The organism is Bradyrhizobium sp. USDA 4510 (assembly GCF_054059095.1).
In genome coordinates, this window is record NZ_JBSSBT010000001.1 from 5,272,425 (window position 1) to 5,298,959 (window position 26,535).

The 26,535-nt window shown below is 62.8% G+C and carries 25 protein-coding genes and 1 pseudogene; 13 read left to right on the forward strand and 13 right to left on the reverse strand.

What is annotated here, in order from left to right; genetic code table 11:
- Positions 1-1,616: 1,616 nt before the first annotated feature.
- Both ACVMDN_RS24560 and ACVMDN_RS24565 read right to left on the reverse strand, forming a co-directional pair.
- The gene (locus ACVMDN_RS24560; protein ID WP_246786778.1) at positions 1,617-3,023 is read right to left on the reverse strand and encodes an adenylate/guanylate cyclase domain-containing protein; all 1,407 of its coding nucleotides are present in this window, start codon (positions 3,021-3,023) and stop codon (positions 1,617-1,619) included.
- Positions 3,024-3,418: 395 nt separating this feature from the next.
- Positions 3,419-3,733 (reverse strand): invasion associated locus B family protein, encoded by a 315-nt coding sequence (locus ACVMDN_RS24565; protein WP_244558996.1) that lies wholly within the window; start codon positions 3,731-3,733, stop codon positions 3,419-3,421.
- A gap of 315 nt (positions 3,734-4,048) precedes the next feature.
- Between ACVMDN_RS24565 and ACVMDN_RS24570 the strand changes: the two genes are divergently transcribed.
- The 3 genes from ACVMDN_RS24570 to ACVMDN_RS24580 all read left to right on the forward strand — a co-directional run bounded on the left by ACVMDN_RS24570 (position 4,049) and on the right by ACVMDN_RS24580 (position 5,825).
- Positions 4,049-4,177, forward strand: a complete 129-nt coding sequence (locus tag ACVMDN_RS24570) for a hypothetical protein (protein ID WP_283805986.1) — start codon at positions 4,049-4,051, stop codon at positions 4,175-4,177.
- A 64-nt stretch (positions 4,178-4,241) separates the two neighbouring features.
- A complete protein-coding gene (locus ACVMDN_RS24575) occupies positions 4,242-4,706 on the forward strand; it encodes a GNAT family N-acetyltransferase (protein ID WP_076834136.1) in 465 nt (154 codons plus the stop codon).
- An 84-nt stretch (positions 4,707-4,790) separates the two neighbouring features.
- Positions 4,791-5,825, forward strand: coding sequence for an AI-2E family transporter (locus ACVMDN_RS24580; RefSeq protein WP_076834138.1), 1,035 nt, complete (start codon positions 4,791-4,793; stop codon positions 5,823-5,825).
- Here ACVMDN_RS24580 and ACVMDN_RS24585 read toward each other — a convergent pair.
- The 7 genes from ACVMDN_RS24585 to xoxF5 all read right to left on the reverse strand — a co-directional run bounded on the left by ACVMDN_RS24585 (position 5,822) and on the right by xoxF5 (position 14,316).
- On the reverse strand, positions 5,822-7,540 hold the full coding sequence (locus ACVMDN_RS24585; protein ID WP_307720412.1) for a metallophosphoesterase family protein: 1,719 nt from the start codon (positions 7,538-7,540) through the stop codon (positions 5,822-5,824). The two genes, ACVMDN_RS24580 and ACVMDN_RS24585, sit on opposite strands and share 4 nt — an antisense overlap.
- A gap of 66 nt (positions 7,541-7,606) precedes the next feature.
- A complete protein-coding gene (locus ACVMDN_RS24590) occupies positions 7,607-8,746 on the reverse strand; it encodes an epoxide hydrolase family protein (RefSeq protein ID WP_076834141.1) in 1,140 nt (379 codons plus the stop codon).
- Positions 8,747-9,056: 310 nt separating this feature from the next.
- Positions 9,057-10,010 carry a hypothetical protein gene (locus tag ACVMDN_RS24595; protein ID WP_076834143.1) on the reverse strand — a complete coding sequence of 318 codons (954 nt, stop codon included), beginning with the start codon at positions 10,008-10,010 and terminating at the stop codon, positions 9,057-9,059.
- Between the two features lie 137 nt (positions 10,011-10,147).
- Positions 10,148-10,711 carry an S-(hydroxymethyl)glutathione synthase gene (gene gfa, locus ACVMDN_RS24600; protein WP_016847312.1) on the reverse strand — a complete coding sequence of 188 codons (564 nt, stop codon included), beginning with the start codon at positions 10,709-10,711 and terminating at the stop codon, positions 10,148-10,150.
- 33 nt (positions 10,712-10,744) lie between these two features.
- Positions 10,745-11,854 (reverse strand): S-(hydroxymethyl)glutathione dehydrogenase/class III alcohol dehydrogenase, encoded by a 1,110-nt coding sequence (locus ACVMDN_RS24605; RefSeq protein ID WP_026193090.1) that lies wholly within the window; start codon positions 11,852-11,854, stop codon positions 10,745-10,747.
- 50 nt (positions 11,855-11,904) lie between these two features.
- Positions 11,905-12,387: a c-type cytochrome, methanol metabolism-related gene (locus ACVMDN_RS24610; protein ID WP_076834145.1), complete on the reverse strand. Its 483-nt coding sequence runs from the start codon at positions 12,385-12,387 to the stop codon at positions 11,905-11,907.
- A 123-nt stretch (positions 12,388-12,510) separates the two neighbouring features.
- Positions 12,511-14,316 (reverse strand): lanthanide-dependent methanol dehydrogenase XoxF5, encoded by a 1,806-nt coding sequence (xoxF5, locus tag ACVMDN_RS24615; RefSeq protein WP_076834147.1) that lies wholly within the window; start codon positions 14,314-14,316, stop codon positions 12,511-12,513.
- A 420-nt stretch (positions 14,317-14,736) separates the two neighbouring features.
- Between xoxF5 and ACVMDN_RS24620 the strand changes: the two genes are divergently transcribed.
- Entirely contained in the window at positions 14,737-15,711 is a 975-nt protein-coding gene (locus ACVMDN_RS24620) for a helix-turn-helix domain-containing protein (protein ID WP_016847804.1), read from the forward strand.
- 30 nt (positions 15,712-15,741) lie between these two features.
- The gene (locus tag ACVMDN_RS24625) at positions 15,742-16,176 is read left to right on the forward strand and encodes a YkvA family protein (protein ID WP_076834149.1); all 435 of its coding nucleotides are present in this window, start codon (positions 15,742-15,744) and stop codon (positions 16,174-16,176) included.
- Here ACVMDN_RS24625 and ACVMDN_RS24630 read toward each other — a convergent pair.
- Positions 16,173-17,537 carry a histidine kinase gene (locus ACVMDN_RS24630; RefSeq protein ID WP_076834151.1) on the reverse strand — a complete coding sequence of 455 codons (1,365 nt, stop codon included), beginning with the start codon at positions 17,535-17,537 and terminating at the stop codon, positions 16,173-16,175. The two genes, ACVMDN_RS24625 and ACVMDN_RS24630, sit on opposite strands and share 4 nt — an antisense overlap.
- Positions 17,538-17,718: 181 nt before the next feature.
- On the opposite strand from ACVMDN_RS24630, the gene ACVMDN_RS24635 reads away from it, so the two are divergent.
- Together ACVMDN_RS24635 and fghA are read left to right on the forward strand one after the other, a co-directional pair.
- Positions 17,719-18,339: a response regulator transcription factor gene (locus ACVMDN_RS24635; RefSeq protein ID WP_016847801.1), complete on the forward strand. Its 621-nt coding sequence runs from the start codon at positions 17,719-17,721 to the stop codon at positions 18,337-18,339.
- 30 nt (positions 18,340-18,369) lie between these two features.
- Positions 18,370-19,209 (forward strand): S-formylglutathione hydrolase, encoded by an 840-nt coding sequence (fghA, locus tag ACVMDN_RS24640; protein ID WP_076834153.1) that lies wholly within the window; start codon positions 18,370-18,372, stop codon positions 19,207-19,209.
- A gap of 189 nt (positions 19,210-19,398) precedes the next feature.
- On the opposite strand, the gene ACVMDN_RS24645 is transcribed toward fghA, so the two are convergent.
- The gene (locus ACVMDN_RS24645) at positions 19,399-19,917 is read right to left on the reverse strand and encodes a DUF3280 domain-containing protein (protein WP_143271241.1); all 519 of its coding nucleotides are present in this window, start codon (positions 19,915-19,917) and stop codon (positions 19,399-19,401) included.
- A 146-nt stretch (positions 19,918-20,063) separates the two neighbouring features.
- Here ACVMDN_RS24645 and ACVMDN_RS24650 point away from each other — a divergent pair.
- From ACVMDN_RS24650 to ACVMDN_RS24675, 6 genes and pseudogenes are all read left to right on the forward strand, one after another.
- Positions 20,064-21,246: pseudogene (locus ACVMDN_RS24650) on the forward strand (ABC transporter substrate-binding protein).
- 5 nt (positions 21,247-21,251) lie between these two features.
- Positions 21,252-22,229, forward strand: a complete 978-nt coding sequence (locus ACVMDN_RS24655) for a YVTN family beta-propeller repeat protein (protein WP_076834157.1) — start codon at positions 21,252-21,254, stop codon at positions 22,227-22,229.
- A complete protein-coding gene (locus tag ACVMDN_RS24660; RefSeq protein WP_244558997.1) occupies positions 22,226-23,047 on the forward strand; it encodes an ABC transporter ATP-binding protein in 822 nt (273 codons plus the stop codon). The genes ACVMDN_RS24655 and ACVMDN_RS24660 overlap by 4 nt, the downstream gene beginning before the upstream one ends.
- Positions 23,044-23,892, forward strand: coding sequence for an ABC transporter permease (locus ACVMDN_RS24665; protein ID WP_057020563.1), 849 nt, complete (start codon positions 23,044-23,046; stop codon positions 23,890-23,892). The genes ACVMDN_RS24660 and ACVMDN_RS24665 overlap by 4 nt, the downstream gene beginning before the upstream one ends.
- The gene (locus tag ACVMDN_RS24670) at positions 23,889-24,506 is read left to right on the forward strand and encodes a hypothetical protein (RefSeq protein ID WP_076834158.1); all 618 of its coding nucleotides are present in this window, start codon (positions 23,889-23,891) and stop codon (positions 24,504-24,506) included. The genes ACVMDN_RS24665 and ACVMDN_RS24670 overlap by 4 nt, the downstream gene beginning before the upstream one ends.
- Before the next feature lie 142 nt (positions 24,507-24,648).
- Positions 24,649-24,945 (forward strand): copper-binding protein, encoded by a 297-nt coding sequence (locus ACVMDN_RS24675; protein WP_016847793.1) that lies wholly within the window; start codon positions 24,649-24,651, stop codon positions 24,943-24,945.
- A gap of 27 nt (positions 24,946-24,972) precedes the next feature.
- Here the strand turns inward: ACVMDN_RS24675 and ACVMDN_RS24680 are convergent, their stop codons facing one another.
- Positions 24,973-25,527 (reverse strand): PQQ-dependent catabolism-associated CXXCW motif protein, encoded by a 555-nt coding sequence (locus tag ACVMDN_RS24680; RefSeq protein WP_076834160.1) that lies wholly within the window; start codon positions 25,525-25,527, stop codon positions 24,973-24,975.
- Positions 25,524-26,405, reverse strand: coding sequence for a substrate-binding domain-containing protein (locus ACVMDN_RS24685; RefSeq protein WP_212056182.1), 882 nt, complete (start codon positions 26,403-26,405; stop codon positions 25,524-25,526). The genes ACVMDN_RS24680 and ACVMDN_RS24685 overlap by 4 nt, the downstream gene beginning before the upstream one ends.
- Between the last annotated feature and the right edge of the window lie 130 nt (positions 26,406-26,535).

The window sequence follows — 26,535 nt, forward strand, 5'->3', positions numbered from 1 at the left end:
ACGTCATGTGAGGATCGACGAGCCGAGGAGCGGCCCTAGCTCAGGTAGCTAGGGCCGCCGGTAAGCCCAAGGCGCAGTACACCCCTGCGCTCGTCCTCACTAGAGCGGAACCCCTAAGGTTGCATAGAGCCCGGGACTGCTAAATCCCAAAGGAGTGCCTCATCTGTCTCACCATCATCATGGTGGCGTCGGTGTATCGGCCGTGGGTGAGATACTGGTCTACCTGCGATGCACCTAGCAGCGCGAGGGCTGCAATCGCAAAACCTTTGATCATCGTGGGCCCCATAGGGAGACCGCCAACCGGGCTGGTCAGGTTGAGCATTCCGGAATGCGTTGTCGCTCGTCGCGACCTAACCGCAATGACCTAGACTGACACCAATTGGTAGAAAACCGTTAATCGGCAACGCCAGTCTGGGTTGCCGGCAGTGATATCGCGCGAGAGGCTTGATACTGCCGATCCCGTTAAGGTTTTCGGTGCGCGAGCGGGCCGGCTTTCAGGGCATTCGACGGGCGGCCTCTCTTTTCTACATGAACAGGGCAATAGCCACGATTGCGATGGGCTTAGCCCGAGCGCCACGATGAGCGCGCTAAAGGTAGTCACTGCAACAACCCCTGCGTTTGGAGTTGGAACTCTACGCCCGGATGCTAGGGATCGCCGGTGCAATTTGTGCCACGGCAAAGCGCCGTGGGGTGGTAAATAGCTGGTTCTCGGAGCATATTAGCCTTTATGAGACCGTGGCTAAAAATGGCGCTGATAGTTCTCGGCTTGTGCGCAGGCTGGATGGTCATCGGTTTATTGACCGTAGACGATGACGACGAATTCCACCAAGTCATCACGGCGTACAAAGCGCGCTAACTGGGACTGGCACTCGGTTCACCCACGGAGATCCCCGGACCGGCAGAACTACGACGCGAACACGGCAACCAAACTCCTATGTGCTCTGCGGTTTGGAAGCGTTGATCGTCCGTTCCACCTCATCAGCGAGCGCCCGATGATGGGCGGCTAACTTGGCAAACAAGTCTTCTTAGTCTCGTTGGTCGCGAGGTTGCTGATGAGTTCGCACTCCTCGGCCTCGACCCGAAGCTTCTCCAAGTGCGCCTTCATGTCCTTCATTTGAGGTTCCCCGATGCCGGGAACCATTTGAAGAGGGCGCTAGCGGACGTCAATACCCTGCGCTAATCGAGATATGAAACTCTGTTCACCCCGGAGAACATCGGCAGTCCAAACGGGTAAGAACAGATGGTGTCCAATGGAAATTGATGGGGCCAGAACATCTGATGGCGCCTCTCAAACGAGTTCGTGGCCTAATCGGCAACGGGACCTAAGCTAAGGTACTTTGAGCCGTGCCCTCGAAAGGCGGTACGCGGGACGCCGGGCCTTTCGCGTATTTGGCCCGTCTTTTCGCGATTTTGCTGCGCCGGGTCGCCGGGTTATCGTTGCGACTTCCGTAGGATAGCGCGATGAGCGATTTGGAACTGGTATGGCGATCATGGCGGGCGCTTTCGCGGCTTGACCGGCGGCGATCTATCGAGATGCTTCGGTCGCATTGCGCCGAGGAGCGCGCAACGGTGCTGCGCCGGAATGGCAGCGCCGTCTATGGCGTCAAGGCGGCCTACTATTTGCTCGCGGCGAAAAGATCCCATTTCCCGGGCAGCCCCTTTAATTCGTATGAGCCTCGCTCGGAGAACTTCAGATCGGTGCCTGCTACGAGGTCGGTGACCACCCGCGAGACAAATACCTCATTGCTTCCCGACTGCGACATCACCCGCGCGGCTGCGTGGACGGCAATGCCACCGATGTCGTTGCCTCTGATTTCGACCTCGCCGCAATGAAGACCTGCGCGTACGGGCAGGCCAATACTCTTGCTCTCTTCACTGAGCGCCAAGGCGCATCGCACAGCCCGCCCCGGCCCGTCAAAGGTCGCCAGAACGCCATCGCCTGTGCTCTTCACCAAAGTGCCGCGATGCTTGCTGACAATCCGGCCGGAAAGATCGTCGTGATTGTCCAAGAGGTCGCGCCAACGGTGATCGCCGAGTTGCAAAGCGAGATTGGTCGATCCAACGATATCAGTAAAGAGAACGGTAGCGAGTATGCGCTCCAGATCAATTCCCTCGCTGGCGCGTTGTCCAGTGATGAATTCTTCGATGTCTCCGGTAACGCGCTCAATGTCTCCCGTCCAGAACGCGTGATCGCCCGACGGATATTCAATGTATTTCGCTCCGGGGATACCGGCGGCGAGCTGGCGGCCTAACGTTACAGGCACCTGCGCGTCGGTTGTTCGGTGCAGCACTAGGGTTGGCGTGCGGACGACTGGGAGGATGGGGTTGATGTCTATCCGTCGGTTCGAAAGTATGTAGGATTTTAGTGCGCCAGGACTGCTGCCCAACTTTTCGAATTTTGCGATGCGAGCGAGTATCTCCGGATTGCCAGCATCACTCGCGAAAACTCGCTTGAGGAAGTCCCCGTTTCCCCAACTCTTTACGACGTAAGCTAACCGTTCCTGAACCTCGGATGGCGTGAGGTTGGGCGGGAGCAGGTCTGATATCCGCGCCAGCCCTCCGAATAAGACCAAGTGGGAAACGCGCTCTGGGTAGGTCGTCGCGAATAGAACGCTCATCGACGCGCCTTCAGAGAAGCCAACTAGCGCAGCACGCTTGGAGTTGATTGCGTCCATGATCGTGCGGACATCGTCGATACGTTCCTCAAGAGACGGTACGTCGGCCAACCGATCTGATAGTCCTTGACCTCTCTTGTCGAACGTGACGACCCTTGAGAACTTCGCCAAGCGACGAAGAAAGCGCGTATAGCCCGGGAGTTCGTGCTGAAAATCGATGTGGGATATAATGCCCGGAACTAGGATAATGTCGGTGGGCCCGTCGCCCATGACTTGATAGGCGATGTTGAAGTCGCCGCTCTGCGCATACTGCGTCTCGGGCAACGCTACTTCCGTCATCGCGGCCCCCACCATTTGTTCGCGTTTCCAACTATCTTCCAGATCAGGCCGGACATCAACGGACGTCATCCACCGTAAATGCCCGGTATTTGTCCGTCACACGATGGGCCGAAGCTATGGTCTGGCACCTGAAGGTGAACGGTCTAAGGGCCTATTGGGACCCAGCTCAAGCGACTCTGTTTAAGCCGTTGACAGACATGGCTTTTATTCGTTCTTTGGATCATGAAAAAATAGGCTTGGCATCAGGACCACACGACTTCACCGTCCACGTCATGCGCACTCGTCAGTTGCGCAATCGGCGTCCACCGCATCTCGACCCACGTTCGTGACGACCGCGAAGCGCCCCTCAATCGGGTGAGACGGGCGGAATTGGATCAATGATTTGCCCGACGACGGAAGCGGGATTTGCCCGTCGGGGTGATCTGTCGCAGCCATCGTGCGGTGGGCGCGGAACGTCGTGCCGCTCAGCTTCCGAGCTGAATGGTGCGCTCCAGCGCCGCGGCGAAGCCGTTGAGGGAGACGTTAAAGACGACGGCCTGCCCGTTGCTGATGCTCTGTGCGGCAACGGTGAGCATTTTGGCCTTGCTGATGGTGTCGGTCACGGCCGTGGGAAAGGATACCGGCAGCAAGCTGCCTTGCGCCGTGCAGGTGGAGAAGCGCGTCTGTTCGAGATCCTTGCCGTCAAGCTTGAGGACGGCCCCGGCGGGAGCACCGTCTCCATGCCGATCGACACACGGAGCCGGACGTCCGCGATGGACGGCGTGGTCCGCGCCGTCCAACTTCCCAAGGGCGCTTTCCGCGATCAGCGAGACCTACGGAGACTGGATCGTCAAATGCCAGCTCGACGGCGGGGCCAAGCTGTGTACCCTCGGGCAGACACAGTTCGCCAAGGAAACCAATCAGCAAATCTTCGCCATCGAACTGATTCCCAGGGACGGAAAGGCCGAAGGCAACATCTTGATGCCGTTCGGGCTGAAGTTCGACTGCATTCACTCCGCCTCGTTACGTCCCGAAACCGATTTGCCTCTTCGTCGGCGTATTCGTGGGCATAATTCCCACGTGGACGAGATAGGTCTACGTGGAGAGCCGCTGATATGCAAGAGCTGATCGCCGCCGGTGTGATTGTCGCGATTGTTGCGTTCTGCGGCGGGTATTTCTGGGCAATTGCACGTGAAGCCAGGACCGCGAACAAGGCCGCGAACAAGCAACAACGCAAATGGTAGTCCGGCGCCTCGACCTTGCTCCCGTGATTTGCCCGCGGGATGCGTTTTCAACTAAGCTCGCCGGATGGACATGCTCGTCAAGCTCTACGCCCTGCCCGATTCCCGGCCCGCCTACGATCGATTGCTCAAGGCCGGAATTGTCATGCGCCGCGCGCTCGCCCCGGAAAAGCACAAGGTCGTGGCCTGGGTGCGGGAGACATTCAGCGAGGCGTGGGCCAGCGAAGCCGAGGTCGCGTTCAGCCGCCAACCGGTCTCTTGCTTCATCGCGATCCAGCAAAAGAAGATCGTGGGATTTGCCTGCCACGACGCAGCCTGTCGCAACTTCTTTGGCCCGACCGGTGTCGCGCCGAAGGCGCAGCAGGGCGGAATCGGCAAGGCGCTGCTGTTTGCCTGCCTCGAGGACATGAAACACCAGGGTTTCGGTTACGCCATCATCGGCGGCGTCGGGCCGGCGGATTTCTATACGAAAGCTGTCGGCGCGGTGGCCATCGAAGGTTCCGCGCCGGGGATCTATCGAGGATTGCTGTAGCTGCGTCGCAAGTTCATTTCCGTCTTGTCGCGCTACGAGACAGACTGACAATCTCTGCGTTCACGGAGATCGGGTAACCCAAGGATGGCTGGCGGGTTGAAGATCACGACCGGCATCATCGCCGCGGTGCTGGTCATTGCGGCGGTGGCTCAGGCGCGCAGCGTGCTCGCCCCGCTTGCGGCCGCCCTGTTCATCATCGCGATCGTCTGGCCCGTTCAGCAACGGCTGCAGTCGTGGCTGCCAAAACTCTTCGCGCTCGCCATTACCGTCGTTGTTACGGTTGCCACCTGCATCGCGTTTGCCTCGCTGGCAGCATGGGGGTTCGGCCGCGTCGGGCGCTCCTTGATTGCGGATGCGGCGCGGTATCAGGCCTTCTACGATGCCGCGGTGATCTGGCTCGACGGCCATGGCGTCTCGTTCGCCGGCGTCTGGGCGGAGCATTTCAATGTCGGCTGGCTACTGCGCACCACGCAATACGTCACGGGGCGCGTCAACACCACGTTGAGTTTCTGGCTCATCGCGCTGGTCTATGTCGTGCTGGGACTTCTCGAGGTCGAAGACGCTGGTCGACGAATCCAGCGGCTGGAGAATCGCACAGCTGCCCGCGTCCTGCTCAAGGGCAGCAAAGCGACGGCCGCCAAGTTTCGTAAATATATGCTGGTGCGGACGCAGATGAGCGCGGTCACGGGTCTCTTGGTCGGCCTGTTCGCCGCCGTGACCGGGCTGCCATTCGCATTCGAATGGGGCGTGATCGCCTTTGTCCTCAACTACGTTCCTTTCGTCGGTCCTTTCATCGCGACGCTGTTCCCCACGCTGCTGGCCATGACGCAGTTCGAGAGCTGGCCCGCGGTGTTTGGCGTGTTCGCCTGCCTCAACGTCATCCAGTTCGTGGTCGGCAGCTATATCGAACCGCGGGTGGCCGGCTCGACGTTGTCGATCTCGCCGTTTCTGGTGCTGTTTGCGATCTTCTTCTGGAGCTCGCTTTGGGGCCTGTTTGGGACCTTCATCGGCGTGCCGATCACGCTCGCTATTCTGACCTTCTGTGCCGAGAGTCCGTCGGCCGCATGGATAGCCGATCTGTGTGGCGGATCGCACCATGACAAGCCGGAAGCGTCCTAGCTTGCGGCAATCTCAACCCGCTCGGGCTCGACGAGGCAGAGCTTCCGGTCCGGGCCGACCATCATTTTGTGGATATAGAAATAGCTGGCTGCATCGTCGGCCCCCATCACCGGCGACGGGGCCGAGACGATCCTCGACGCACCACATGTACCGATCCAGTCGATATGCCTGTGACCGTGCATCACCACCGAGCGATCGGAAAACCTTTGCAACCTGCGTACAAACCAGCTGCCGTTGATCAAGGCTGTCCCAATGCGCTCGGCAAATGTCTTCACCGGCATGGGATATTCCATCACGTGATGATGTAGCGCGATGGTCCAGCATGCCGTCGGAAAATGACGGATCGCAGCCTCCAACCGCCGCGTTTGCGCTTCCGAAACCAAACCGAGCGCGTTGGTGAAGGAGAAGTGGGTTTCGGCGTTGGAGTTGAGAATGGCGATCCCGAGGCCACCGTCCTGGTCCGGCGGCAGGATCATCGGGAATTGATCATCGAACAGGCCACGGAGCGCCGCTGCGCGGCGCACGCCTCCGTGCTGCGCAAATTGTGTTATCCGATCATGATAAGGGGCGAGCGCCTGGTTCAACGTGGCCGACGGTTTGCCGGAACTGTCGATGACGCGCACGCGATCGCCCTGGACGGCCGCGATCGCCGACAGGGTACGCATCTGCCGTAGCCGCTTGCCCGGGCTGAACGGCAGGTCGAGGCGCGCAGGATTGGCACGATCCACGACGTTAACGTCATGATTGCCCGGGAGCATGATGATGCGTGCTGCAAGCTCGGGATGACCTGCCAATGCATCGAGAAATTCCGCCCATTCGCCGGGCCGGCCGGCGTCCGTCATATCGCCGCTGATCAGCACGTGGTCGAGCGGATCAATAGTGTGAATTTCGGCAAGGCGAGCCAACACGCGATTGAAGTGCTCGTTTCCCCGCGGACCGGCGGTCCCGCTTTCGATGCGGAAGCCGTACCGCTCGCCGACCACGTGAAGATCGGACAGATGCGCAACGCGCCAGCAGCGGCCTCCGGACGGCGTCGCGTCGAATCCGGCCAGGTCGGCCGGTTGTTCCATACTGGCGTCGGCCACGCTCCAGGCCAGTGATGCGACCGCAAGATAGCAGGACACCAGCACTACGGCGTTCGCGAACGTCGGCAACACCAGACGATGGATCAGAACAAGGTCATTGACGGTCGCAGTCCATTGCGAGGCAGGCCAGGCCAGGGCCGCGATCAATGCCGCCCCCGCGGAGAGCAGTATGCCGGCGCCGACCGAGCAACCGCGGCGCAGCCTCGTGCGAGAAGCAGGAGTTGCGCCGGTGCGCCAAAGCAGCTCCGCCAGATGGCCCAGCGCCTCGCGCGTGAAGGCATAACTCGGTTGGACCGCGAGCGCGTTCAGCGACCAGAAGCTTGTTTCCGCGATTTGAAGCAGCGGTCGTCCGCCGAGCCATCCCAAGGCCGCGATCACAATCAGCATCAGCACGGCGCCCACTTCGGACAGGGCAAGAGCGTGTTGCGAAAGGCTCGAAATCCAGGCGGATGCGACAAGTGGCGCAAGGCCGAGCAGTACGCCCGGAAGCAGAAGCGAGACCGTCCAGGCGAACAACAGTTTCGCCGGGCTTATCTCAACCAGAAGGCTACCCAAGATCGCGAACAACGAACGCTGTTCCGGGCTGGCGGCATTGTCCTCAAAGTCGCCGAGGCGGGGATCAAGCAGCACGCCGACGTCCTCCGTTGCACGGCGCATTCTGTCACAAACCGCTTCAGACCAACATACGCGTCAGGCTTAGCGCAGCTTCCCGAAGAACTCGCGCACCTCGCCGATGAACAGCTCGGGTTGCTCGAATGCCGAGAAATGTCCGCCTTTCGGCATCTCGCTCCAGTGCTGGATGTTGGTGAAGTTTGTCTCCATCCATTTGCGGACCGGCGTGACGATCTCCTTGGGGAACACGGCAACGCCGGTCGGCACGCTCACCTTGTGCGGGGTTCGCTTGCCCGGCCCAAAACTTTCCCAATAGAGCCGCGCCGATGACGCAGCCGTCGCGGTGACCCAGTACAGCATGACGTTGTCGAGCAGTTCGTCGCGGCTGAGGATGTTTTCCGGATGGCCGTCGCAATCGGTCCAGGCCCAGAACTTTTCCAGAATCCAGGCCGCCTGCCCGCCGGGCGAATCCGTCAGGCCATAGCCGAGCGTCTGCGGCCGCGTGGACTGCTGCTTGGAATAGCCGGAATCCCAGTCGGCATAATATTTGATGCCGTTGAGCGCCCTCGTCTCCTCCGGCGTCGGCTGCCCCTCGACATTGGGCCGGGTCGACATCGCAAGCGTGATGTGGATGCCGGCGCAATGTGCAGCATCCTGCCCGCCGATCGCGGTCGTGACCGCGGAGCCCCAGTCGCCGCCTTGCGCGAAATAGCTGGCGTAGCCGAGCCGCTGCATCAGGACGGCCCAGGCCGTCGCGATCCGGTCGACGCCCCAGCCCGTCGCTATAGGCTTGGCCGAGAAGCCGAAGCCCGGCAATGACGGGCACACCACGTGGAAGGCATCGGCGGCGCGGCCGCCATGCGCGGTCGGATCGGTCAGCGGCTCGATCACCTTGTGGAATTCGACCACCGATCCCGGCCAGCCATGGGTGATGATCAAGGGCCGCGCCTCCGGATGCTTCGAGCGGACATGGATGAAGTGGATGTCGAGCCCGTCGATTTCGGTGGTGAACTGGCTGAAGCGGTTGAGCCGCGCCTCGCGCTGCCGCCAGTCATAGGTCTCGGCCCAATAGTGGCAGACGTCCTTGATCCATTGCAGCGGCGCGCCCTGGCTCCAGTCGTCGACCAGCTCGGCTTCCGGCCAGCGGGTCCGGCGCAGCCGATTACGCAGATCCTCGAGGACATCGTCGCTGACGGCGATGCGGAACGGGCTGATGGCGGTCATGGCGTCTCCACGGGGATGCTGAACTTTCGGGGAAGATAGGCTGGCGCGGGTCGCCGATCAAACCCCGCGCCGCAAACCTCGCCTGCACGAACCCTGCACGACTAGCCGCGAAATCTGACGACAAGAACCATCATCGGCACCGCGATCTTGCTAAGACATCGGCCACAATAGATCGACATCACGCGCAGGCGATCGAAGCGCTGATGTCGCAGAGGACGGAGCTTGTTGTGGCAATCTATCTGATTAGCATCCATGACAGACAAGATGCCGTGCTGAAGTTGGGATTGCCGCTGGTCAATAGCTCGCCGAGCTATTTGCCGATCGCCACCTCGAGCAGCGCCTGGGCCTGCCTGGTGGCCGCGGCGAAGGCCGGCTGTTGCGGCGCGCGCTCGGTGAAGCAGCGCTTGAACGCATCCTCGCCCTGCTGGCGCAGGTCACCGAGCTTGTCATAGGCCTGCCTGGTGACCTGCTTGCGCTCGAGCCTCTCGGCCGCCGCATCGGCCTTCTTGTTGTAGTCGGTTCGGATCGCGGTGCAGGCCGGCACTTGCACCGCCGGCTCGATCTCGCCATAGGCGACATACATCTTGCCGCCGGCGAGCGCCGCCACGAACACCTCGTCGGCCTTGTCGGGGAACGAATCCTGGGTGCGGCCGGCTAGGAAGCCGTAAGCTAGGGCGGCCGACGCCGGCTTGGCGATCGGCAACTCGTCGAAATTGACCACCGCGGCATCGGTCGAGATCGCCTGGGTGTAGAGGCCCTCGAACTTCAGGGCGGCATCGACCTGCTGCGGCACGTTCTTGCTGCCCTTGTCCCACCAGGTCTTGTGTTCGTGCAGCCAGCGCGTGAACAGAGGCTCGGTGGTGACGATGATATGGGCTTTCGGCTCGACGAAGCTGCCGTCGGCGCGTTTTTCTCCGATCTTTGCCCCGTCCCTGCCGGTGTCGGCATCGAAGCGCAGGCCGTCCAGCATGCCGAACCCCGTATCGCCCTTATATAGAGTGTCGAGGTTGAGCTGGGCCGGAGCAAAGCCCGGCCGGGCGGGCTGGGACAGGATGGCCGTCAGCTGCCCCTTCAGCTCGTCGCGCGCGGCCACCTCGGCCTTGTCGACGGCCTCATTGATCTTGTTGTCGTTCGACAGCTTGGCGAATTTGGCGATCGCAGCGTCACGCGCGGCGATATAGCGGTCTTCCGGTGACGCGGCGCGGGCCGGCGAAAGCAGCAGGATCGGGGAAAGGACGAGGGCAAAGCGGAAAATAAAATGCATGCCCCGTGGTCGTCCGCAGGGCATGCAAGGTTCAAGGTCACGGGTACTACCAGCATATCCCTCGCCGGCAGACCCTCTGCCGGCGCAGGATCTCGTCAAGGCGAGCCGGTCAGGCCGCCTTTGTCACGGTGCCGTCGTCAGGCCGCCTTGGACTTCGCCACGTGGGTAGCGATCGCATCCATCAGCGGCGGCGACAAGCAGTCATAGGGCTCGAGCCCAAGCTCCTTGAGCCGCGACCTGATCCCGGCCATATCGGCCGGCTTGACGCCGGACTCGATCACCGACGACACGAAGGCGGCAAATCCGGGCGCAGCCGAGCCGGACTCCTGGAACAGCTCGGGATGGATGAAGTCGAGGCCATAGAACGGATGGCCCTTGTTCTCGATCCGGCCGTACATGTGGGTGCCGCATCCGGTGCAGGCATGGCGCTGGATCACCGCCGCGGCATCGACGATCTTCAGCTTGTCGCCGTTCTCCAACACGGTGACGTTCTCGCGCGGCACCACCGCGACCACCGAGAAGGTGGCGCCCGAAGGCTTCCAGCACTTGGTGCAGCCGCAGGCATGGTTGTGGGCGACGTCGCCCTTGATGCCGACCTTGACCGGCTTGTCCGCGCATTTGCAGACCAGCGTGCCGCCAGCAAAACTGCCGGAGCCTTGCTTGACGCCATTGTCGACCGACGGGTGGATATGAACAGTCATTGACCTATCCTCCTAGTGCTTGGTGTTTTGATTTCAGAACACGACGACCGAACGGATCGATTTTCCCTCGTGCATCAGGTCGAAGCCCTTGTTGATCTCGTCGAGTTTCAGCACGTGGGTGATCATCGGATCGATCTGGATCTTTCCGCCCATGTACCAGTCGACGATCTTCGGCACGTCGGTGCGGCCGCGCGCGCCGCCGAAGGCCGTGCCCTTCCAGACGCGTCCGGTGACGAGCTGGAACGGCCGGGTCGCGATCTCCTTGCCGGACTCCGCGACACCGATCACCACCGAGACGCCCCAGCCGCGATGGCAGGCTTCCAGCGCCTGCCGCATCACGTTGGTGTTGCCGGTGCAGTCGAAGGTGTAGTCGGCACCGCCATCGGTCAGGCCCACCAGGTGCTGGACGATGTCGCCGGAAACCTTGGTCGGGTTGACGAAATGCGTCATGCCGAACTGCTTGCCCCAGGCTTCCTTGGAGTCATTGATGTCGACGCCGATGATCTTGTCGGCGCCGACCATCTTGGCGCCCTGGATCACGTTGAGGCCGATGCCGCCGAGGCCGAACACGACCACGTTGGAGCCCGGCGTCACCTTGGCGGTGTTGACGACCGCGCCGACACCGGTGGTGACGCCGCAGCCGATGTAGCAGCTCTTGTCGAACGGCGCGTCCTCGCGAATCTTGGCCACCGCGATCTCGGGCAGCACGGTGAAGTTCGAGAAGGTCGAGCAGCCCATATAGTGGAAGACCGTCTTGCCCTTGTAGCTGAACCGCGAGGTGCCGTCGGGCATCACGCCCTTGCCCTGGGTGGCGCGGATCGCGGTGCAGAGATTGGTCTTCTGGCTCAGGCAGCTTTTGCACTGCCGGCATTCCGGCGTGTAGAGCGGGATCACATGATCGCCAGGCTTGACCGACGTCACGCCGGCGCCGACCTCGCGAACGATGCCTGCACCTTCGTGCCCGAGGATCGAGGGGAAGATGCCCTCGCTGTCGAAGCCGTCGAGCGTGTAGGCATCGGTGTGACAGATGCCCGTCGCCTTGATCTCGACCAGGACCTCGCCGGCCTTGGGACCCTCCAGATCGAGCTCGACGATCTCAAGCGGCTTCTTTGCTTCAAATGCGACTGCGGCGCGGGTCTTCATCTTGGTCTCCACAAAACGTCAAACAGGTTTCTCGTTCGCACCGGACGGGCTCACTTCTTGTCGTTGTGCCCCATGCAGGCGTCTTCCGCCTTTCCATAGGCTTCCGACTTGTCTTCGTGCTTGGCCGGCCGAACACGCCCAACCGCGTCATTGGCGCGGGCGCGCAGGTAGACATAGAGGTCGTCCATGTAGCAGGCAACGTTGGGGTTATCGCCGAACGCCGGCATCACGTTCTCCTGCGCCGTGGAAACGTTCTTGCGTCCGCTCGCGACCACGCCCATGAAATCCGCGTAGCTCATGGTCTTCAGCGAATTCGACAGCGCCGGCGCATAGGTCGATCCCATGCCGTCGGGGCCATGGCAGACATGGCACTCCGAATGATAGCGGCGATAGCCGGAGTAGGTGTACCAGTCCGTCGTGCCGTCGGCCGTAACCTTGAACGTCGGGTTTCCATCCTTGTCGAGATACTTGCCGTCCTCGGACTTGACGGCGGTCGGGTCGCCAGCGTCCTCGGCGGAGGCAACTCCACCCATTGCCACGACAAAGATCGCAGCACTCACAAACCAGATCTTACGCAAAAGCATATCCTCGCGTGCAGATTGAAGACGGACCGGCGCATGGAGATCGCTCCATGCGCCGGAACGAGGTCGCTCAGCTCACTGCTGCGGCAGCGAGAACACGGTGAGCGTTCCGCCGAGCGCAGTGTAGTTGCTCAGCGCGGCATAGCCGCCGACTGCGCCGAGACCGGCCGTCGGATCAGTCAGACCGGCCGCGAGGCCGATGCCCGCCCAACCGCCAACACCCGACAGAATGGCGACGTACTGCTTGCCGGCATGTTCATAGGTGGTGACGTTGCCGATGATGCCGGACGGGGTCTTGAACTTGTAGAGCTCCTTGCCCGTCTTGGCGTCGACAGCCTTCAGGTAGCCTTCCAGCGTGCCGTAGAACACCACGCCGCCGGCGGTCGCGAGCGCACCCGACCAGACCGAGAACTGCTCCTTGTTCGACCACACGATCTTGCCGGTCTTGCCGTCCCAGGCGATGAAGTTGCCCATGTTGGTCTCACCGGGAGGCGGATACATCGACAGCGTCGCGCCGACATAGGGCTGACCTGCGGTGTAGCTCACCTTGAACGGCTCGTAGTCCATGCAGACGTGGTTGGTCGGCACGTAGAACAGCTGCGTGTCCGGCGAGTAGGCTGCCGGCTGCTCGTCCTTCGAGCCGAGCGCTGCCGGGCAGATGCCCTTCACGTTGACGTCCTCGCCCGCCTTGTCGGTCGACGCGGCATCAAGAACCTTCGGGCGACCATAGGTCGGCGAGTCCTTCTTCATGTCGACGCCGGAGGTCCAGTTCACCTTCGGATCGTACTTCTCGGCGACCAGCAGTTCGCCGGTGGCGCGATCGAGCGTGTAGCCGAGGCCGTTGCGATCGAAATGCGTCAGCAGCTTGCGCGCCTTGCCGTCGATCGTCTGGTCCGAGAGGATCATCTCGTTGACGCCGTCATAGTCCCATTCGTCATGGGGCGTCATCTGGTAGACCCACTTGGCGACGCCGGTATCCGGGTTGCGCGCCCAGATCGTCATCGACCACTTGTTGTCGCCGGGACGCTGCTTCGGATTCCAGGTCGAGGGATTGCCCGACCCATAATAGACGAGGTTCAGTTCGGGATCGTAGGAGATCCAGCCCCAGGTCGCGCCGCCGCCGATCTTCCACTGATCGCCCTGCCAGGTCTTCAAGCTCGAATCCTTGCCGATCGGCTTGCCGAGCTCGGTGGTCTTGTCGTCGACCAGGAGCTGGTCATCCGGGCCTTCCGAGAAGCCGCGCCAGACCTGCTTGCCGGTCTTGATGTCGTAGGCGGTCACATGAGCCTGGACGCCGAACTCGCCGCCGGAGATGCCGAGCAGCACCTTGTCCTTGACCACCAGCGGCGCGGAGGTACCGGTCGAGCCCTTGCTGGGATCGCCGTTCTTCACCGTCCACTCCACCTTGCCGGTCTTGGCATCGAGCGCCACCAGTGTGGTGTCGGCCTGGTGCAGGAAGATCTTGCCGTCGCCATAGGCAACGCCGCGGTTGACCGTGTCGCAGCACATCACCGGAATGACGTTCGGATCCTGCTTCGGTTCGTACTTCCAGACGATCTTGTTGTCCTGCGAAAGGTCAAGAGCATAGACCTTGTTCGGGAACGGGGTGTGGACGTACATGATGTTGCCGACGATCAGCGGGCCACCCTCGTGGCCGCGCAGCACGCCGGTCGAAAACGTCCAGGCGACCTGCAACTTTCCGACGTTCGAGGCGTTGATCTGATTCAGCTTGGAGTAACGCTGATTGGCGTAGTCTCCGGCCGGCATCACCCAGTCCTTCGGGTTCTGCGACATCTTGTGGAGTTCGTCATTGGCGTTGGCCGCTCCGGCGGCAAATACCGCCATTGCCCCAAGACCGGTCGCGTAAAGCATCTTGCGCATCGTGGATTTCCTCCCAGGTTCAAGAGCTCAAGGGTTTCCGCCGAAACGGCCCCACTTCTTCCATTTTGGTGCCCCAGTCGTAGTCCTCTCGAAGCGCGCTGACTTGCCCAAAAGAGAAGAGCCGTTTGCTCAAAAGCGAAGCTTCGTCAGATTTTTGTCGCCCGGCCCTGAATTGGCTGGAAAGCTTGCTTCATGTTGCAGGGCATCAATCGCGGCCGGCGCGATCCGGATGCCAGATTGACGCGTGCTAAGGTTGCGCTTGACGCGCCCAGAACTAAGTCGGAGGATCACCCGACATTAACCGGGAAGAAATCCCGCCGCCTCCCTAAGCTATTCAGAATCAGGGAGAAGGCGCATCATTCCGGGCCAGACTTAAGCTCGGTGAGCAGTCACGTGGGGATCGAATCGGTGGCTGGAAAGATGTCCGATACAGTCCATTCTCTCAGCACGAACGGATTGACGCCCAAGCGGCAGATTCAGCGCTGGTCGGATGCGCTCACTGACCTTTGCGGCCAGTTCGACGTCGATGCGCTGGAAGGATCCTCGCTCGAAGCCCGGGTCAATTTCACGACGGTATCGCGCCTGAAGCTGTGTCAGATCGAGGCAAGCCAGCACCGGATCGCGCATACCATCTCGCGCATCAAGCTGAGCGAGCACCCCTACATCAAGATCGTGTTCCAGACCCACGGCGTCTCGCATTTCGAGCAAGACGGCCTGCACTTCGACATCATGCCGGGCGACTGCTTCGCCTACGACGTGTCGTGTCCGCACACCATCATCAGCCCGTCGCTGACGCGGCACGAGGTTGTCATCGTTCCAAAGGACCTGCTCAAGGAGCGCGGCTTCCAGCTCTCCAAGATGGCGCCGTGCAAGCTGTCGGCGCGCAACGGCACCGGCCGCATCGCCTATGATTTCGTCCATGCCGCCTTCGGCGAGGCACCGACGCTGACGCCGGTCAACGCCGTCGGCGTGGCTGATGCGCTGATCGACTTGCTGCTGTTGCCGCTGCGCGAGACCGGCGCCATGTTCGACCGCGGCAGCGCCGAGGCCACCTATGTGCGTGCCCAGGGCTTCATCCGCGAGCATCTGCGCGATCCGGATCTCTGCATCGACCGCATTTCCGCGGCGCTTGGTTGCTCGAAGCGCTATCTCCACATGCTGTTCAGCGATCGCGGCATGACGGTCAGCGACTACATCTGGAAGGCCCGGCTGCAAAACTGCCGGCAGGAGCTGGAGTCCCAGAACGGCAAGACCATCACCGACGTCGCGTTCTCCTGGGGCTTCTCGAGTTCGTCGCATTTCAGCCGCGTCTTCCGGAAGTATTTCGGCATCGCGCCCTCCTCCGTCCACAAGGGCCTGCACGGCGGTATGCCGGCGGATGTGGTGCTCGAATAGCGGTTCCATCCGACGCGCAGGCGTTGCGCCATGCCGTCCGCCGACAGACTTTCTCCAACCAAGTTGTCCTCAATCAAGCTGTCCTCGATCAGGGTTTGGGCGCGCAACCTCAAGCGGGACAGCGTTGCGCTGTATCTCGCATCGCGTGATCCGCGCGTGCCCTGGTATGCCAAGGCCCTTGCCGTCGCCGTCGCGGCCTATGCGCTGTCTCCCATCGATCTGATCCCGGATTTCATTCCGGTGATCGGCTATCTCGACGATCTGATCCTGCTGCCGCTCGGCATCTGGCTTGCGATTTCGCTCGTGCCGGACGAGGTGATGGCGGAATGCCGTGCCAAGGCCGGCGCCGTCTTGCAGCGTCCGACCAGCCGGGCGGGAATGATCGCGATCGTCGTGCTCTGGATCGCCGGCGCGGCGGCGCTGGCTTGGGCGGCTTTCAGATATTGGCGACAGCCAATCGTCTAGGACCGTGCGGCCTTTGGCACGAGCGCCTCGACCGTCACGCCATCATCGCTGGAATTGATGTTAAGCGTGCCGCCGAGCGCGAGGATCCGCTCCTGCATCCCGGTCAATCCGCGGCCAAGCCTGTGATCCCTCAGCAGGCCACGGCCATTGTCGCGAATCCGCACCAGCGCGCAGTCGCGGCTGCCGCGCAGGCCGGCCTGCCGGTCCGCCGGTTCGATCGTGATATCGACCGCCGTCGCGCCGGCATGGCGGAATACGTTGGTGAGCGCCTCCTGGACGATCCGATAGATCGTCAGGTCGGCCATCTCTCCGGTATCGCCGAGCGCCGGCGAGATGCGGCTCTCGATCTCCACCTCCGGATGCGTTTCGCTCCATAGCCGCACCAGCGCGCCGAGCGCTTCCGCAAGCCCGAGCTCGGCCAGGCCGACCGGCCGCAATCGCTCAAGAATCCGGCGCGTGAACTGCTGGAGCGCGTTGACCTGCTCGAGGATGGCGTTGCCGTGCTTGCGCAATGCCGCAGGGTCCGGCTTTTCGACTTCCGCCAGCCGGGTCAGCGCGCCGGCATGCGCGCGCAAGGCAAACAGATAGGGCCCGAACTCATCGTGCAATTCGCGCGCGATCTCCTTGCGCTCGGAATCCTGCAGCGAGACCGCGCGCTCGGCGAGCTGCCGCTTGCCCTCGACGGCATCGCCAAGGGTCGCCGCCAGATGGTTCAGTTTGGCACAGATGGCGGCCAATTCCGGCGATCCGCCGGGCTCGACGCGGGCATCGTAATCCCCGGCCTCGATGCCGGTCATGGCCTGCGACAGTGCCTCCAGTGGCGCCAGCGCGCGGCCGACCACCAGCATGGTGACCAGAAGCAGCGCCACTGCGATCGCGGAGCCGACCTCGAGCTGGGTGACGATGCCGTCCCAGATCTCGGCGATTTCGTCGTCGGGATGCGAGGTGATGACCAGCGATTGCGGCTTGCCGTGCACCGAGATCGGCACCCGCACCGAGGTCTGCTCGGGATGAACCAGCGCGACGAACCACTGCGGCGGAGCGCGTTGATCGCCGGCGTCCTCGGGGCGATCAGGAGATTTTGCGGTCGCGCCATCCTGCCGCGTGATGCTGACGTGACGCAGCCGGCTCAGGTCCTGGACGATCTGGTCGAGCCGCGCATCGGGATCCGGCGCCTCGTCGAGACCGGCCACGATCGTCGCAACGAATTCACGCGCCAGGCGGATCACGCTCTGGTCCTCGGCCTGGACACGCGGCCCCGCTTCCAGCACGAGCCGCGCAATATTGATGCCGAGGCCAAGCGCCAGGATCAGCGCCAGCAGCAGGTTGATCCGCGCGCGCAAGGATAGCTTTTGCCACATGACGTTGCCCCCGACCGCGATCCCTCCTCCGAGAGGATCGTTGACAGCCAAATTTGCCCGGCTATCTAATCGCACCCTATCGCAATCCCGCACGAGGTGCACAACCGGTCGGAACCGACCTGTCCTTCGCGCAAACCGACGTGATGATGAGTGAATCGAAGCAGGTCGCCGGAACAACGCCATGCGCATTCTGATCGTTGACGATCATCCCATCGTTGCCTCCGGTTGCCGCACCGTGTTCGCCGACGATCCCGAGATCACGCTGCTGGAAGCGGCGGATGCCGAAAGCGGCGAACGGGCGTTCGTCGCGGAGAAGCCCGATCTCTGCGTGATCGACATCAACCTGCCGACGGTCTCCGGTTTCGAGCTGGCGCGCCGCATCCTGACGCATGATGCGTCTGCGCGCCTCATCATGTTCAGCATGAACGATGACCCGGTGTTCGCCGCCCGCGCCATCGACATCGGCGCCAAGGGTTACGTTTCGAAGACCGGCGATCCCAACGATCTGGTCGAAGCAGTGCGCGAGGTCGGCAATGGCGGCGTCTATCTGCCGCCAGCGATCGCGCGCAACGTGGCGTTTGCGCGGCCCGGCTTTGCGCAAAATCCGCTCTCCAAGCTCACTTCACGCGAGATGGAGATCCTGCGCCTGCTCAGCTCAGGCAAGAGCCTGTCGGAGATCGCCTGGCTGGTGCATTCATCATACAAGACGGTCGCAAACACGTCATCGATCATGCGCCAGAAGCTTGGCGTGCGCACTTCGGCAGAGCTGGTGCGGCTGGCGATCGAGAGCGGCGTCGCCTGACGCAGCGCTCCAACCAAGAGGAATACGACAATGCAGACGGTTTCCCAGAACAAGTCGCATGGCGGCACGCAAGGCGTCTATCGGCATCCAAGCCGCGAGACCAAGACCGACATGACCTTTTCGGTGTTCGTCCCTGAGCATGCTGCTGGCACAAAACTGCCCGTCGTCACCTATCTGTCGGGCCTGACCTGCACCCATGCCAACGTCACCGAGAAGGGCGAATTCCGCCAGGCATGCACCGAGCTCGGCCTGATCTTCGTCGCGCCCGACACCAGCCCGCGCGGCGAAGGCGTGCCCGGCGATCCCGCCAACTCCTACGATTTCGGGCTCGGCGCGGGCTTCTACGTCGATGCGACGGAGCAGCCGTTCGCGACCAATTACCGGATGTGGAGCTACATCACCGAGGAATTGCCGAAGCTGATCGCCGAGCAATTCCCGGTCGACACGACGCGGCAGTCGATCCTCGGTCATTCCATGGGCGGCCATGGCGCGCTGACGGTCGCGCTGCGCTACCCCGATCGTTATCGGGCGGCGAGCGCGTTCGCGCCGATCGTGGCGCCGTCGCAGGTGCCATGGGGCAACAAGGCGCTCGGCGGCTATCTCGGCAGCAACAAGCAAGCGTGGCGCAGGCACGACGCCGTCGCCCTGATCGAGGACGGTGCCCGCTTCTCCGATCTGCTGGTCGACTACGGCGATGCCGACGGCTTTCTCACCGAGCAGCTGCGGCCCGAACTCCTGAAGGCGGCATGCGAGAAGGCCAACATCCCCCTCACCCTGCGGCGTCAGCCGGGCTATGACCACAGTTACTATTTCATCTCGACCTTCATGGCCGATCATCTGCGCTGGCACGCCGCGCGGTTGAAGGCGTGAGCGTCACGCAGTCCGTTCATCCCATCATCCTGAGAAGGCCGCGAAGCGGCCAGTCTCGAAGGATGCATGGTCCGAATTTCTACGTGTGGCTGTAACCGAGCCGATTCATCCTTCGAGGCTCGCTCAGCGGCGCAATTGCGCCGCAAAGCTCGCACCTCAGGATAACGGAGGTCCATTCGTGAGCGCAGGCTACTGCGCCCTCGGCACGCCGTAGTTCGGCGCGAGCAGGCGGTTGCGCACGAGGTAGTCGGTGGCACGCGACCAGGATTCGTCGGTGTTGCCGCGCATGTCGGCGCTCGCCGCCGCCAACAATTGCCCGCTGTGCACGTCGCGCAAATAGAGATTGATGTTGAGGATGAGGTTGGAGACCTTCTGCACCACGCCCGTCATCACGAGATCAGCGCCCAACTCGCCGGCCAGCTTCACATCGCAGCCACCGCAGGCCTGAAGATTGCTGCCATGCGCCGCAGCATTGACCGGCGCGATGTCGAGCACGCGGAACTTGCCGGAGTCCGCGAGCTCCTTGCGCACCTGATCGCCGGCCCGGAGCAGCCGCGCCTGCTCATCACTGCGTGGCCCGCTCACTTCCCCCTGCAGGCTGGTGTCGATCATCTCGAGGTCGAACACCGCGAGCCTGGGCGGCTCGGCGCGCGCTGCCGCCGCAGACACCACCAGCAAAGAAACGGCGAAGGCAAACGCTGATCTCATGATTGTGAACCAATCGTAATTTGTAACGTCGCAACGACAAAAAGCGGGGTTGCAAGCTAGGCCAATTCCGGCATCTTGCAAGTCAACAGCATGGAGGCCGGATTTCCGAAGGCCATGCCGAGTGAAAAAAGACTGCGGGAGGAGTTATGTTGCGATGGCTGATCGGCACGATCGCGCTCAGCATGGTGGCGACCGGCGCGCTGGCGGCTGATCCCGTCGAGGTTCATATCGGCTATCTCGGCCATGCCGGCGTCAAATCGACGCTCTCGCTGGTCGAGCAACCCGCCGACAATGACGGCATCGCCGGCGCGCGCCTTGCGATCGAGGACAACAACACGACCGGCAAATTCCTCAATCAGCGCTTCGTGCTCGACGAGGTCAAGGTCAAGGACAGCGACGATGTCGCCAAGGTCGCGACCGACTTCGGCGGACGCAACGACTATATCATCACCGACCTGCCGGCCGATGCCCTGCTCAAGGTCGCCGACGCGCTGCGCGACCGCGGCACCGTGCTGCTCAATGCCGGCGCGATCGACGACCGGCTGCGCGAGCAGGACTGCCGCGGCCAACGTCATCCACATCGCACCCACCCGCTCGATGCTGGCGGACGCGCTTGGCCAATATCTGGTGTGGAAGCAGTGGAAGCGCTGGCTGCTGGTGGTCGGCTCGCATGATCAGGACAAGCTTTACGCCGACGCGCTGCGCCGCGCCGCGACCCGCTTCGGCGCCAAGATCGTTCAGGAACGGACTTTCGAGGACACCGGCGGCGCGCGCCGCACCGACAGCGGCGTGACCTTGATCCAGCGCCAGGTGCCGGTGTTCACGCAGCAGGCGCCGGCTTACGACGTGCTGGTCGCCGCCGACGAGAGCGAGGTGTTCGCGAACTATCTGCCGTACCGTACCTGGGACCCGCGGCCGGTGGCGGGCTCGGCGGGCCTCGTGCCGACCAGCTGGGACGCGGCGCATGACCAGTGGGGCGCGGTCCAGATCCAGAACCGCTTCGTCAAGCTGAACATGCGCCGCATGACGGCGCTCGACATGCAGGCCTGGACCGCCGCGCGCATGATCGGGGAAGCCACATCGCGCACCAATTCGGGAGACCCCAAGAAGGTCATCGCCTTCCTCAAGGGCAAGGATTTCTCGATTGCCGCCTTCAAGGGTACGCGCTTGACCCTGCGAGACTGGAATCTGCAACTTCGCCAGCCGATCCTGCTGGCCGATGGTCGTATGGTCGTTTCGGTCTCGCCGCAGGAAGGTTTCCTGCATCAGGTCTCCGAACTCGACACGCTCGGAGTTGACCGGCCTGAAACGAAGTGCAAGCTGCAGTGAGGGAGATGAAACGCATGTGGCGCCGCTGTCTGTTGACCGGGATGCTCGTTTGGCTTGCCGCGACACCGGCGTCCGCCTTCGTTGCCTACGTCTCCAACGAGAAGGGCAACACCGTCACGGTGATCGACACCAGCAGCTGGACGGTGACCAAAACCATCAAGGTCGGCCAGCGGCCGCGCGGCATCGAGTTCTCGCGCGACGGCAAGTTCGTGATGGTTGCGGTCGGCGACGACGACACGATCCAGGTGATCGATACCAAGACCCAGGAGATCGTCGACACCCTGCCCTCCGGTCCCGACCCTGAATTGTTCACCCAGGATGCCGCCGGCAAGACCATGTATGTCGCCAACGAGAACGACAACACGGTCACCGTGATCGATCTCGAAAAGCGCGCCCGGATCGGCGACATCCAGGTCGGCGTCGAGCCTGAGGGCATGACGATCAGCCCGGACGGCAAGATCCTGATCAACACCTCCGAGACCACCAACATGGCGCATTTCATCGATACGTCGACGCGCCAGATCGTCGCCAATGTGCTGGTCGATTCGCGGCCGCGTTTCGCCCAGTTCAAGCGCGACGGCTCCGAATTGTGGGTCTCCTCCGAGATCGGCGGCACCGTGTCGATCATCGATCCGGTCAAGCGCGAGGTGACCGGCAAGATCACCTTCGAAATTCCGGGCCTGCGCAACGAGGCGATCCAGCCCGTCGGCATCGGCATGACTAAGGACGGCAAGACCGCATTCATTGCGCTCGGCCCCGCCAACCGCGTCGCCGTCGTCGACGGTGTGACCCACAAGGTCCTCAAATATCTGCTGGTCGGCCAGCGGGTCTGGCACATGGATTTCACCCCGGACGAAAAATATTTGCTGGTCACCAACGGCGTCTCCAACGACGTCTCGGTCATCGACGTCTCGGCCCAGAAGGTGATCAAGACCATTCAGGTCGGCGAACTGCCCTGGGGGATCACGATCGCGCAGCCATGACCGCAAGCGACGCCCATATCGCGAACCAGCTCTCGCCGGATGCAGGCCCTGGAACAGCCGCGGCCGTGCAGCCGGCCCTGTCGATCGGCAATGTCAGCCACAGCTACGGTCCGCGCCGCGCTTTGATCGATGTCAGTTTCACGGTCCAGCCTGCGAGCTTCACCGCGCTGCTGGGTCTCAATGGCGCCGGCAAGAGCACGCTGTTCTCGCTGGTGACGCGGCTGTTCGGCATCCAGAACGGCCAGATCAAGATATTCGGCCACGACATCAGCCGGACGCCGGGTGAAGCGCTGCGGCTGATGGGCGTGGTGTTCCAGCCGCGCACGCTCGATCTCGACCTCTCGCTGACGCAGAACCTGCTGTATCACGCCGCGCTGCACGGCATCTCGCGGCGCGAGGCGCGGCTGCGCAGCGCCGAGGTGCTCGGCCGCATCGGGCTTGCCGACCGCGCCGCCAGCAAGGTGCGCGATCTCTCGGGCGGCCAGATGCGAAGGCTTGAGATCGCCCGCGCGCTGCTGCACCGGCCCCGGCTGCTGCTGCTCGACGAGGCCACGGTCGGGCTCGACGTCAAGGCGCGCGCCGACATTCTCGACCATGTCCGGCAGCTCGTCACCGAACAGGGCATCGGCGTGCTCTGGGCGACGCATCTGTTCGACGAGATCATGCCAAACGACGACCTCGTCGTGCTGCATCAGGGCCGAATGCTGGCGCACGGCCCGATGTCACGGGTGATCGCGGACGCAGGCGCCCAGGACGTCAACACCGCGTTCATGCGCCTGACCGGAACGGCAACACTCGCGGGGAGACCGCCGTCATGACCAGCACGACGGTTACGCCTGAGCGAAGCGGCTTCTCGCTGTCGGAATACATCGTCTGCCTGAACGGCATCGTGTGGCGCGAGGCGCTGCGCTTCCTGCATCAGCGCGAGCGCTTCGTGTCGGCGCTGGTCAGGCCGCTGGTCTGGCTGTTCATCTTCGCGGCCGGCTTCCGGCAGGTGCTCGGTATCTCGATCATCCCGCCCTACGAGACCTACATCCTCTACGAGGTCTATATCGCGCCGGGGCTGATGGCGATGATCCAGCTGTTCAACGGCATGCAATCCTCGCTGTCGATGGTCTACGACCGCGAGATGGGCAATATGCGCACGCTGCTGGTCAGCCCGCTGCCACGCAGCTATCTGTTGTTCTGCAAGCTGCTCGCCGGCACGGCGGTGTCGCTGCTCCAGGTCTATGCCTTCCTCGTCATCGCGTGGTTCTGGGACATCGCGCCGCCGACCATCGGCTACCTCACCGTACTTCCGGCGCTGGTGCTGTCGGGCCTGATGCTCGGCGCACTGGGCATGCTGATCTCGGCCAGCATCAAGCAGCTGGAAAATTTCGCCGGCGTGATGAACTTTGTGATCTTCCCGATGTTCTTCGCATCGTCGGCCCTCTACCCGCTGTGGCGCGTGCAGGAAGGCAGCCCGATGCTGTATTATATCTGCCAGTGCAATCCGTTCACGCATGCGGTGGAGCTGATCCGGTTTGCACTGTACGGCAAGATGAACTGGGTTTCGCTCGCGGTGGTCGGCGGCTGCACGGTCGTCTTCATGATCGGCGCGATCCTGGCTTACGATCCATCGCGCGGCCTGGTGCGCCGCGGACCCGGCGGAGGCGAGGCATGACAGGCTGGCGAACAGGACTGGGCGCGCTGCTCGCGATGGTTCTGTCGAACCAGGCCGCATCGGCTGCCGACCCGCGCTATCCGGACTGGCCCTGCCAACAGGCCAAGGTGCCCGAGATCTCGCTCGCCGCAGTCTGGGCCGGGCCGCCGCTCGGCGATGCCGAAACCAAGTGGAAGGACGACCCGAAAGTCAGCGCGCTCGCGATCAAGCTCGCGGCGCGCCGCGTTCCGCTCGAGGAGGCGCAGAAGGAAATCACCGAATTCCTGTCAGCGGCCGCGGCCGACAAGGCGAATGCGGGAAAACTGCTGTTTGCCGGTCTGTTCGATACGCTGAACGGACAGCGCGCCTCGGTCATGAACGGGCTCGAGCGCGTGATGCGCAAGCAGCGCGAAGCCGCGGAGAAGATCCGCGACGACACGCTCAAGCTGCAGGCGCTGCAGGACGCGACACCGCCGGACCAGGCCAAGGTCGACGAGCTCGGCAACCAGCTGGTCTGGGAGACCCGCATCTTCGAGGACCGCGGGCGCGTGGTGAAATTCGTCTGCGAGGTGCCGACCGCGATCGATCAGCGCCTGTTCGCGCTCGGCCGCACCATCCAGCAGGAGCTCGATTGAGGCCTGCGACCGAACGCCCCGGGATCGTCAACGCGCCGTTTTGACGGTCTTTTGGGTAACAGTCTGTTGGGCCACGCCGATCCGGAACAAACTGCACTGCCCGCTCGTTGTCTCCAACTATATCTGAACTTGGGAGACCTCCATGAAAGCAGCCAAGATCGTCATGACCAGCCTTGCCGCCGCGAGCCTGGTCACCACAGCGGCTTTGGCCCAGCAATCCATGTCGGGAATGGTCACCAAGATTGACCGACTGAGTGGAACCATCTCGATCCAGCAAACGCAAGGCGGCACGGTGGGCGCGTCCGGCGGCGCGATCCAGGAATACAAGGTGCCGAAGGGACAATCGCTGGAGGCCTTCCACGCCGGTGACAAGGTCTCGTTCACCACAACGGACAGCGACGGCGGCAAGACCATCAACAAGCTCGACAAGCAGAAGTAACGGCCCACGTGGCGCGCGAGGCCGGGCTTACTGCTCTCCCTCGCGCGGCTCGGGCTCGGCATCCGCCAGCGGCAATTTGGCACGCTCCCATCCGTCAGTTCCCTCCGGATACCACGCCACGTTGCGGTAGCCGTAGGACAGCACGCGCTTGGCCGCGTTCCACGACATCCAGCAATTCTCCTGGCAGTAGATCACGAGCAATCTGGTGGCGTCGCCGCCTGAGGCGCGGACCAGCCCGCGTCGCAGGTAGTCCTCCGTGGGCGCTGCGACCTTGCCGTAGCCGGTGTCAGGCAGCCAGATGCTGCCGGGAATGTTGAGGTGCGGCCTTTCGCGCCACACCGTGCCGGCTGGCAGATTTGGCTTCGGCGCACGCGGCAGCACGTCGACGAAGGCAGCGGACTTGTCGCGCCAGATCGCTTCCGCTTCCGCGGTGGTGAGCACCCGTGCGCCGGCAAGCGTCACCGGCACCGGAGCGCGGTAGTCCTCGGTGCGATAGCCCTCCGGCTCTGCGGGTGGGTCCTGCGCGCGGACAGGCGAAGCGGCGACGAACATCACCGCAAGCATGGCCGCGAGCCTGATCATGGTGATTTGGTCGCGGTCTCCGGCCCGATTGGACGGTCGTTCTCGTCGAGCAGCGGGACGCCGTAGTCGAGCAGGATCTTGTTGATCTCGGGCTGGTTCTCCTGGATCAGGCGATTGAGCTGGCGCTTCCAGTTCTGGTCGGACGCCCGCACGCCCATGCCGATGCGATAGATCAGCTTCGGTCCCGTGGTCTCCTTGACCAGCGGGGTGATGTGCAGCGGCGGGTTGGCCTTCTTGGCGTAAAAGCCCGCCATCGGCCCCCACAGGATGCCGGCGTCGATCTCGCCCTTGGCGAGATCGTTCATCATCGCCTCGGCCGACGAATCGTAGCGCGTATCGATCATCAGCGGATAAGGCTTCGCATTGGTCATCAGCCCGTTGATGGCCATGTTGGTCGCGGGCGGCGTTCCCGCCACGATGCCGATATGCTTGCCTTTCAGCCGCTGGTCCTCGAGCGTCGTGACCTCATCGAGCCCACTGCCCGGCTTGGCAACGATCGCATAGGCTGTGCGGTAATAGGGATTGGTGCCCTGCGCGAGGTCATCGCCTTGCGGAAAGCCCATGATCACGTCGCAGCGATGCGCGCCGAGCGTCATCCGCACGAACCCGGTCGCCTGCGGAAAGAACATGTAGTCGAGCTTCTTTTGCAGTTTCCCCGCCAGCAGCTCGCCGATCTTGTTCTCAAACCCCTCGCCCTTGTCGTTCGAGAACGGCAGGTTGCGGGGATCGGCACAGATGCGCAGCACGCGGGCATCGATGAGCTCGATGGAAAGTTCGCCCTGATCATTGACCTGTGCCCGCGCGGTGTCGCGGCCGGCCAGACAGGCGATGAAGCCGACAAGCGCGAGCAGAACAGGACGGCATCCGACAATTCTCATTACGCGGTCTCCTCTTGATCGGATCGATCGCCGCCATCCAGCAATTGCCCGGCGCACCATGACGTGCAACAGGAATAATGATCGCGACCACGCCGCGCTGCTTGCTGCAGCGCAAACTGGAACGCGACGA

What these genes read in the sequence shown, in the direction of transcription:
- ACVMDN_RS24560 (WP_246786778.1), bottom strand. Translation starts at nt 3,023, where the DNA reads ATGACGTCCGTTGATGTCCGGCCTGATCTGGAAGATAGTTGGAAACGC.
- ACVMDN_RS24570 (WP_283805986.1), top strand. Translation starts at nt 4,049, where the DNA reads ATGCAAGAGCTGATCGCCGCCGGTGTGATTGTCGCGATTGTTGCGTTC.
- ACVMDN_RS24575 (WP_076834136.1), top strand. Translation starts at nt 4,242, where the DNA reads ATGGACATGCTCGTCAAGCTCTACGCCCTGCCCGATTCCCGGCCCGCC.
- ACVMDN_RS24580 (WP_076834138.1), top strand. Translation starts at nt 4,791, where the DNA reads ATGGCTGGCGGGTTGAAGATCACGACCGGCATCATCGCCGCGGTGCTG.
- ACVMDN_RS24590 (WP_076834141.1), bottom strand. Translation starts at nt 8,746, where the DNA reads ATGACCGCCATCAGCCCGTTCCGCATCGCCGTCAGCGACGATGTCCTC.
- ACVMDN_RS24595 (WP_076834143.1), bottom strand. Translation starts at nt 10,010, where the DNA reads ATGCATTTTATTTTCCGCTTTGCCCTCGTCCTTTCCCCGATCCTGCTG.
- gfa (WP_016847312.1), bottom strand. Translation starts at nt 10,711, where the DNA reads ATGACTGTTCATATCCACCCGTCGGTCGACAATGGCGTCAAGCAAGGC.
- ACVMDN_RS24605 (WP_026193090.1), bottom strand. Translation starts at nt 11,854, where the DNA reads ATGAAGACCCGCGCCGCAGTCGCATTTGAAGCAAAGAAGCCGCTTGAG.
- ACVMDN_RS24610 (WP_076834145.1), bottom strand. Translation starts at nt 12,387, where the DNA reads ATGGGTGGAGTTGCCTCCGCCGAGGACGCTGGCGACCCGACCGCCGTC.
- xoxF5 (WP_076834147.1), bottom strand. Translation starts at nt 14,316, where the DNA reads ATGCGCAAGATGCTTTACGCGACCGGTCTTGGGGCAATGGCGGTATTT.
- ACVMDN_RS24620 (WP_016847804.1), top strand. Translation starts at nt 14,737, where the DNA reads ATGTCCGATACAGTCCATTCTCTCAGCACGAACGGATTGACGCCCAAG.
- ACVMDN_RS24625 (WP_076834149.1), top strand. Translation starts at nt 15,742, where the DNA reads ATGCCGTCCGCCGACAGACTTTCTCCAACCAAGTTGTCCTCAATCAAG.
- ACVMDN_RS24630 (WP_076834151.1), bottom strand. Translation starts at nt 17,537, where the DNA reads ATGTGGCAAAAGCTATCCTTGCGCGCGCGGATCAACCTGCTGCTGGCG.
- ACVMDN_RS24635 (WP_016847801.1), top strand. Translation starts at nt 17,719, where the DNA reads ATGCGCATTCTGATCGTTGACGATCATCCCATCGTTGCCTCCGGTTGC.
- fghA (WP_076834153.1), top strand. Translation starts at nt 18,370, where the DNA reads ATGCAGACGGTTTCCCAGAACAAGTCGCATGGCGGCACGCAAGGCGTC.
- ACVMDN_RS24645 (WP_143271241.1), bottom strand. Translation starts at nt 19,917, where the DNA reads ATGAGATCAGCGTTTGCCTTCGCCGTTTCTTTGCTGGTGGTGTCTGCG.
- ACVMDN_RS24655 (WP_076834157.1), top strand. Translation starts at nt 21,252, where the DNA reads ATGAAACGCATGTGGCGCCGCTGTCTGTTGACCGGGATGCTCGTTTGG.
- ACVMDN_RS24660 (WP_244558997.1), top strand. Translation starts at nt 22,226, where the DNA reads ATGACCGCAAGCGACGCCCATATCGCGAACCAGCTCTCGCCGGATGCA.
- ACVMDN_RS24665 (WP_057020563.1), top strand. Translation starts at nt 23,044, where the DNA reads ATGACCAGCACGACGGTTACGCCTGAGCGAAGCGGCTTCTCGCTGTCG.
- ACVMDN_RS24670 (WP_076834158.1), top strand. Translation starts at nt 23,889, where the DNA reads ATGACAGGCTGGCGAACAGGACTGGGCGCGCTGCTCGCGATGGTTCTG.
- ACVMDN_RS24675 (WP_016847793.1), top strand. Translation starts at nt 24,649, where the DNA reads ATGAAAGCAGCCAAGATCGTCATGACCAGCCTTGCCGCCGCGAGCCTG.
- ACVMDN_RS24680 (WP_076834160.1), bottom strand. Translation starts at nt 25,527, where the DNA reads ATGATCAGGCTCGCGGCCATGCTTGCGGTGATGTTCGTCGCCGCTTCG.
- ACVMDN_RS24685 (WP_212056182.1), bottom strand. Translation starts at nt 26,405, where the DNA reads ATGAGAATTGTCGGATGCCGTCCTGTTCTGCTCGCGCTTGTCGGCTTC.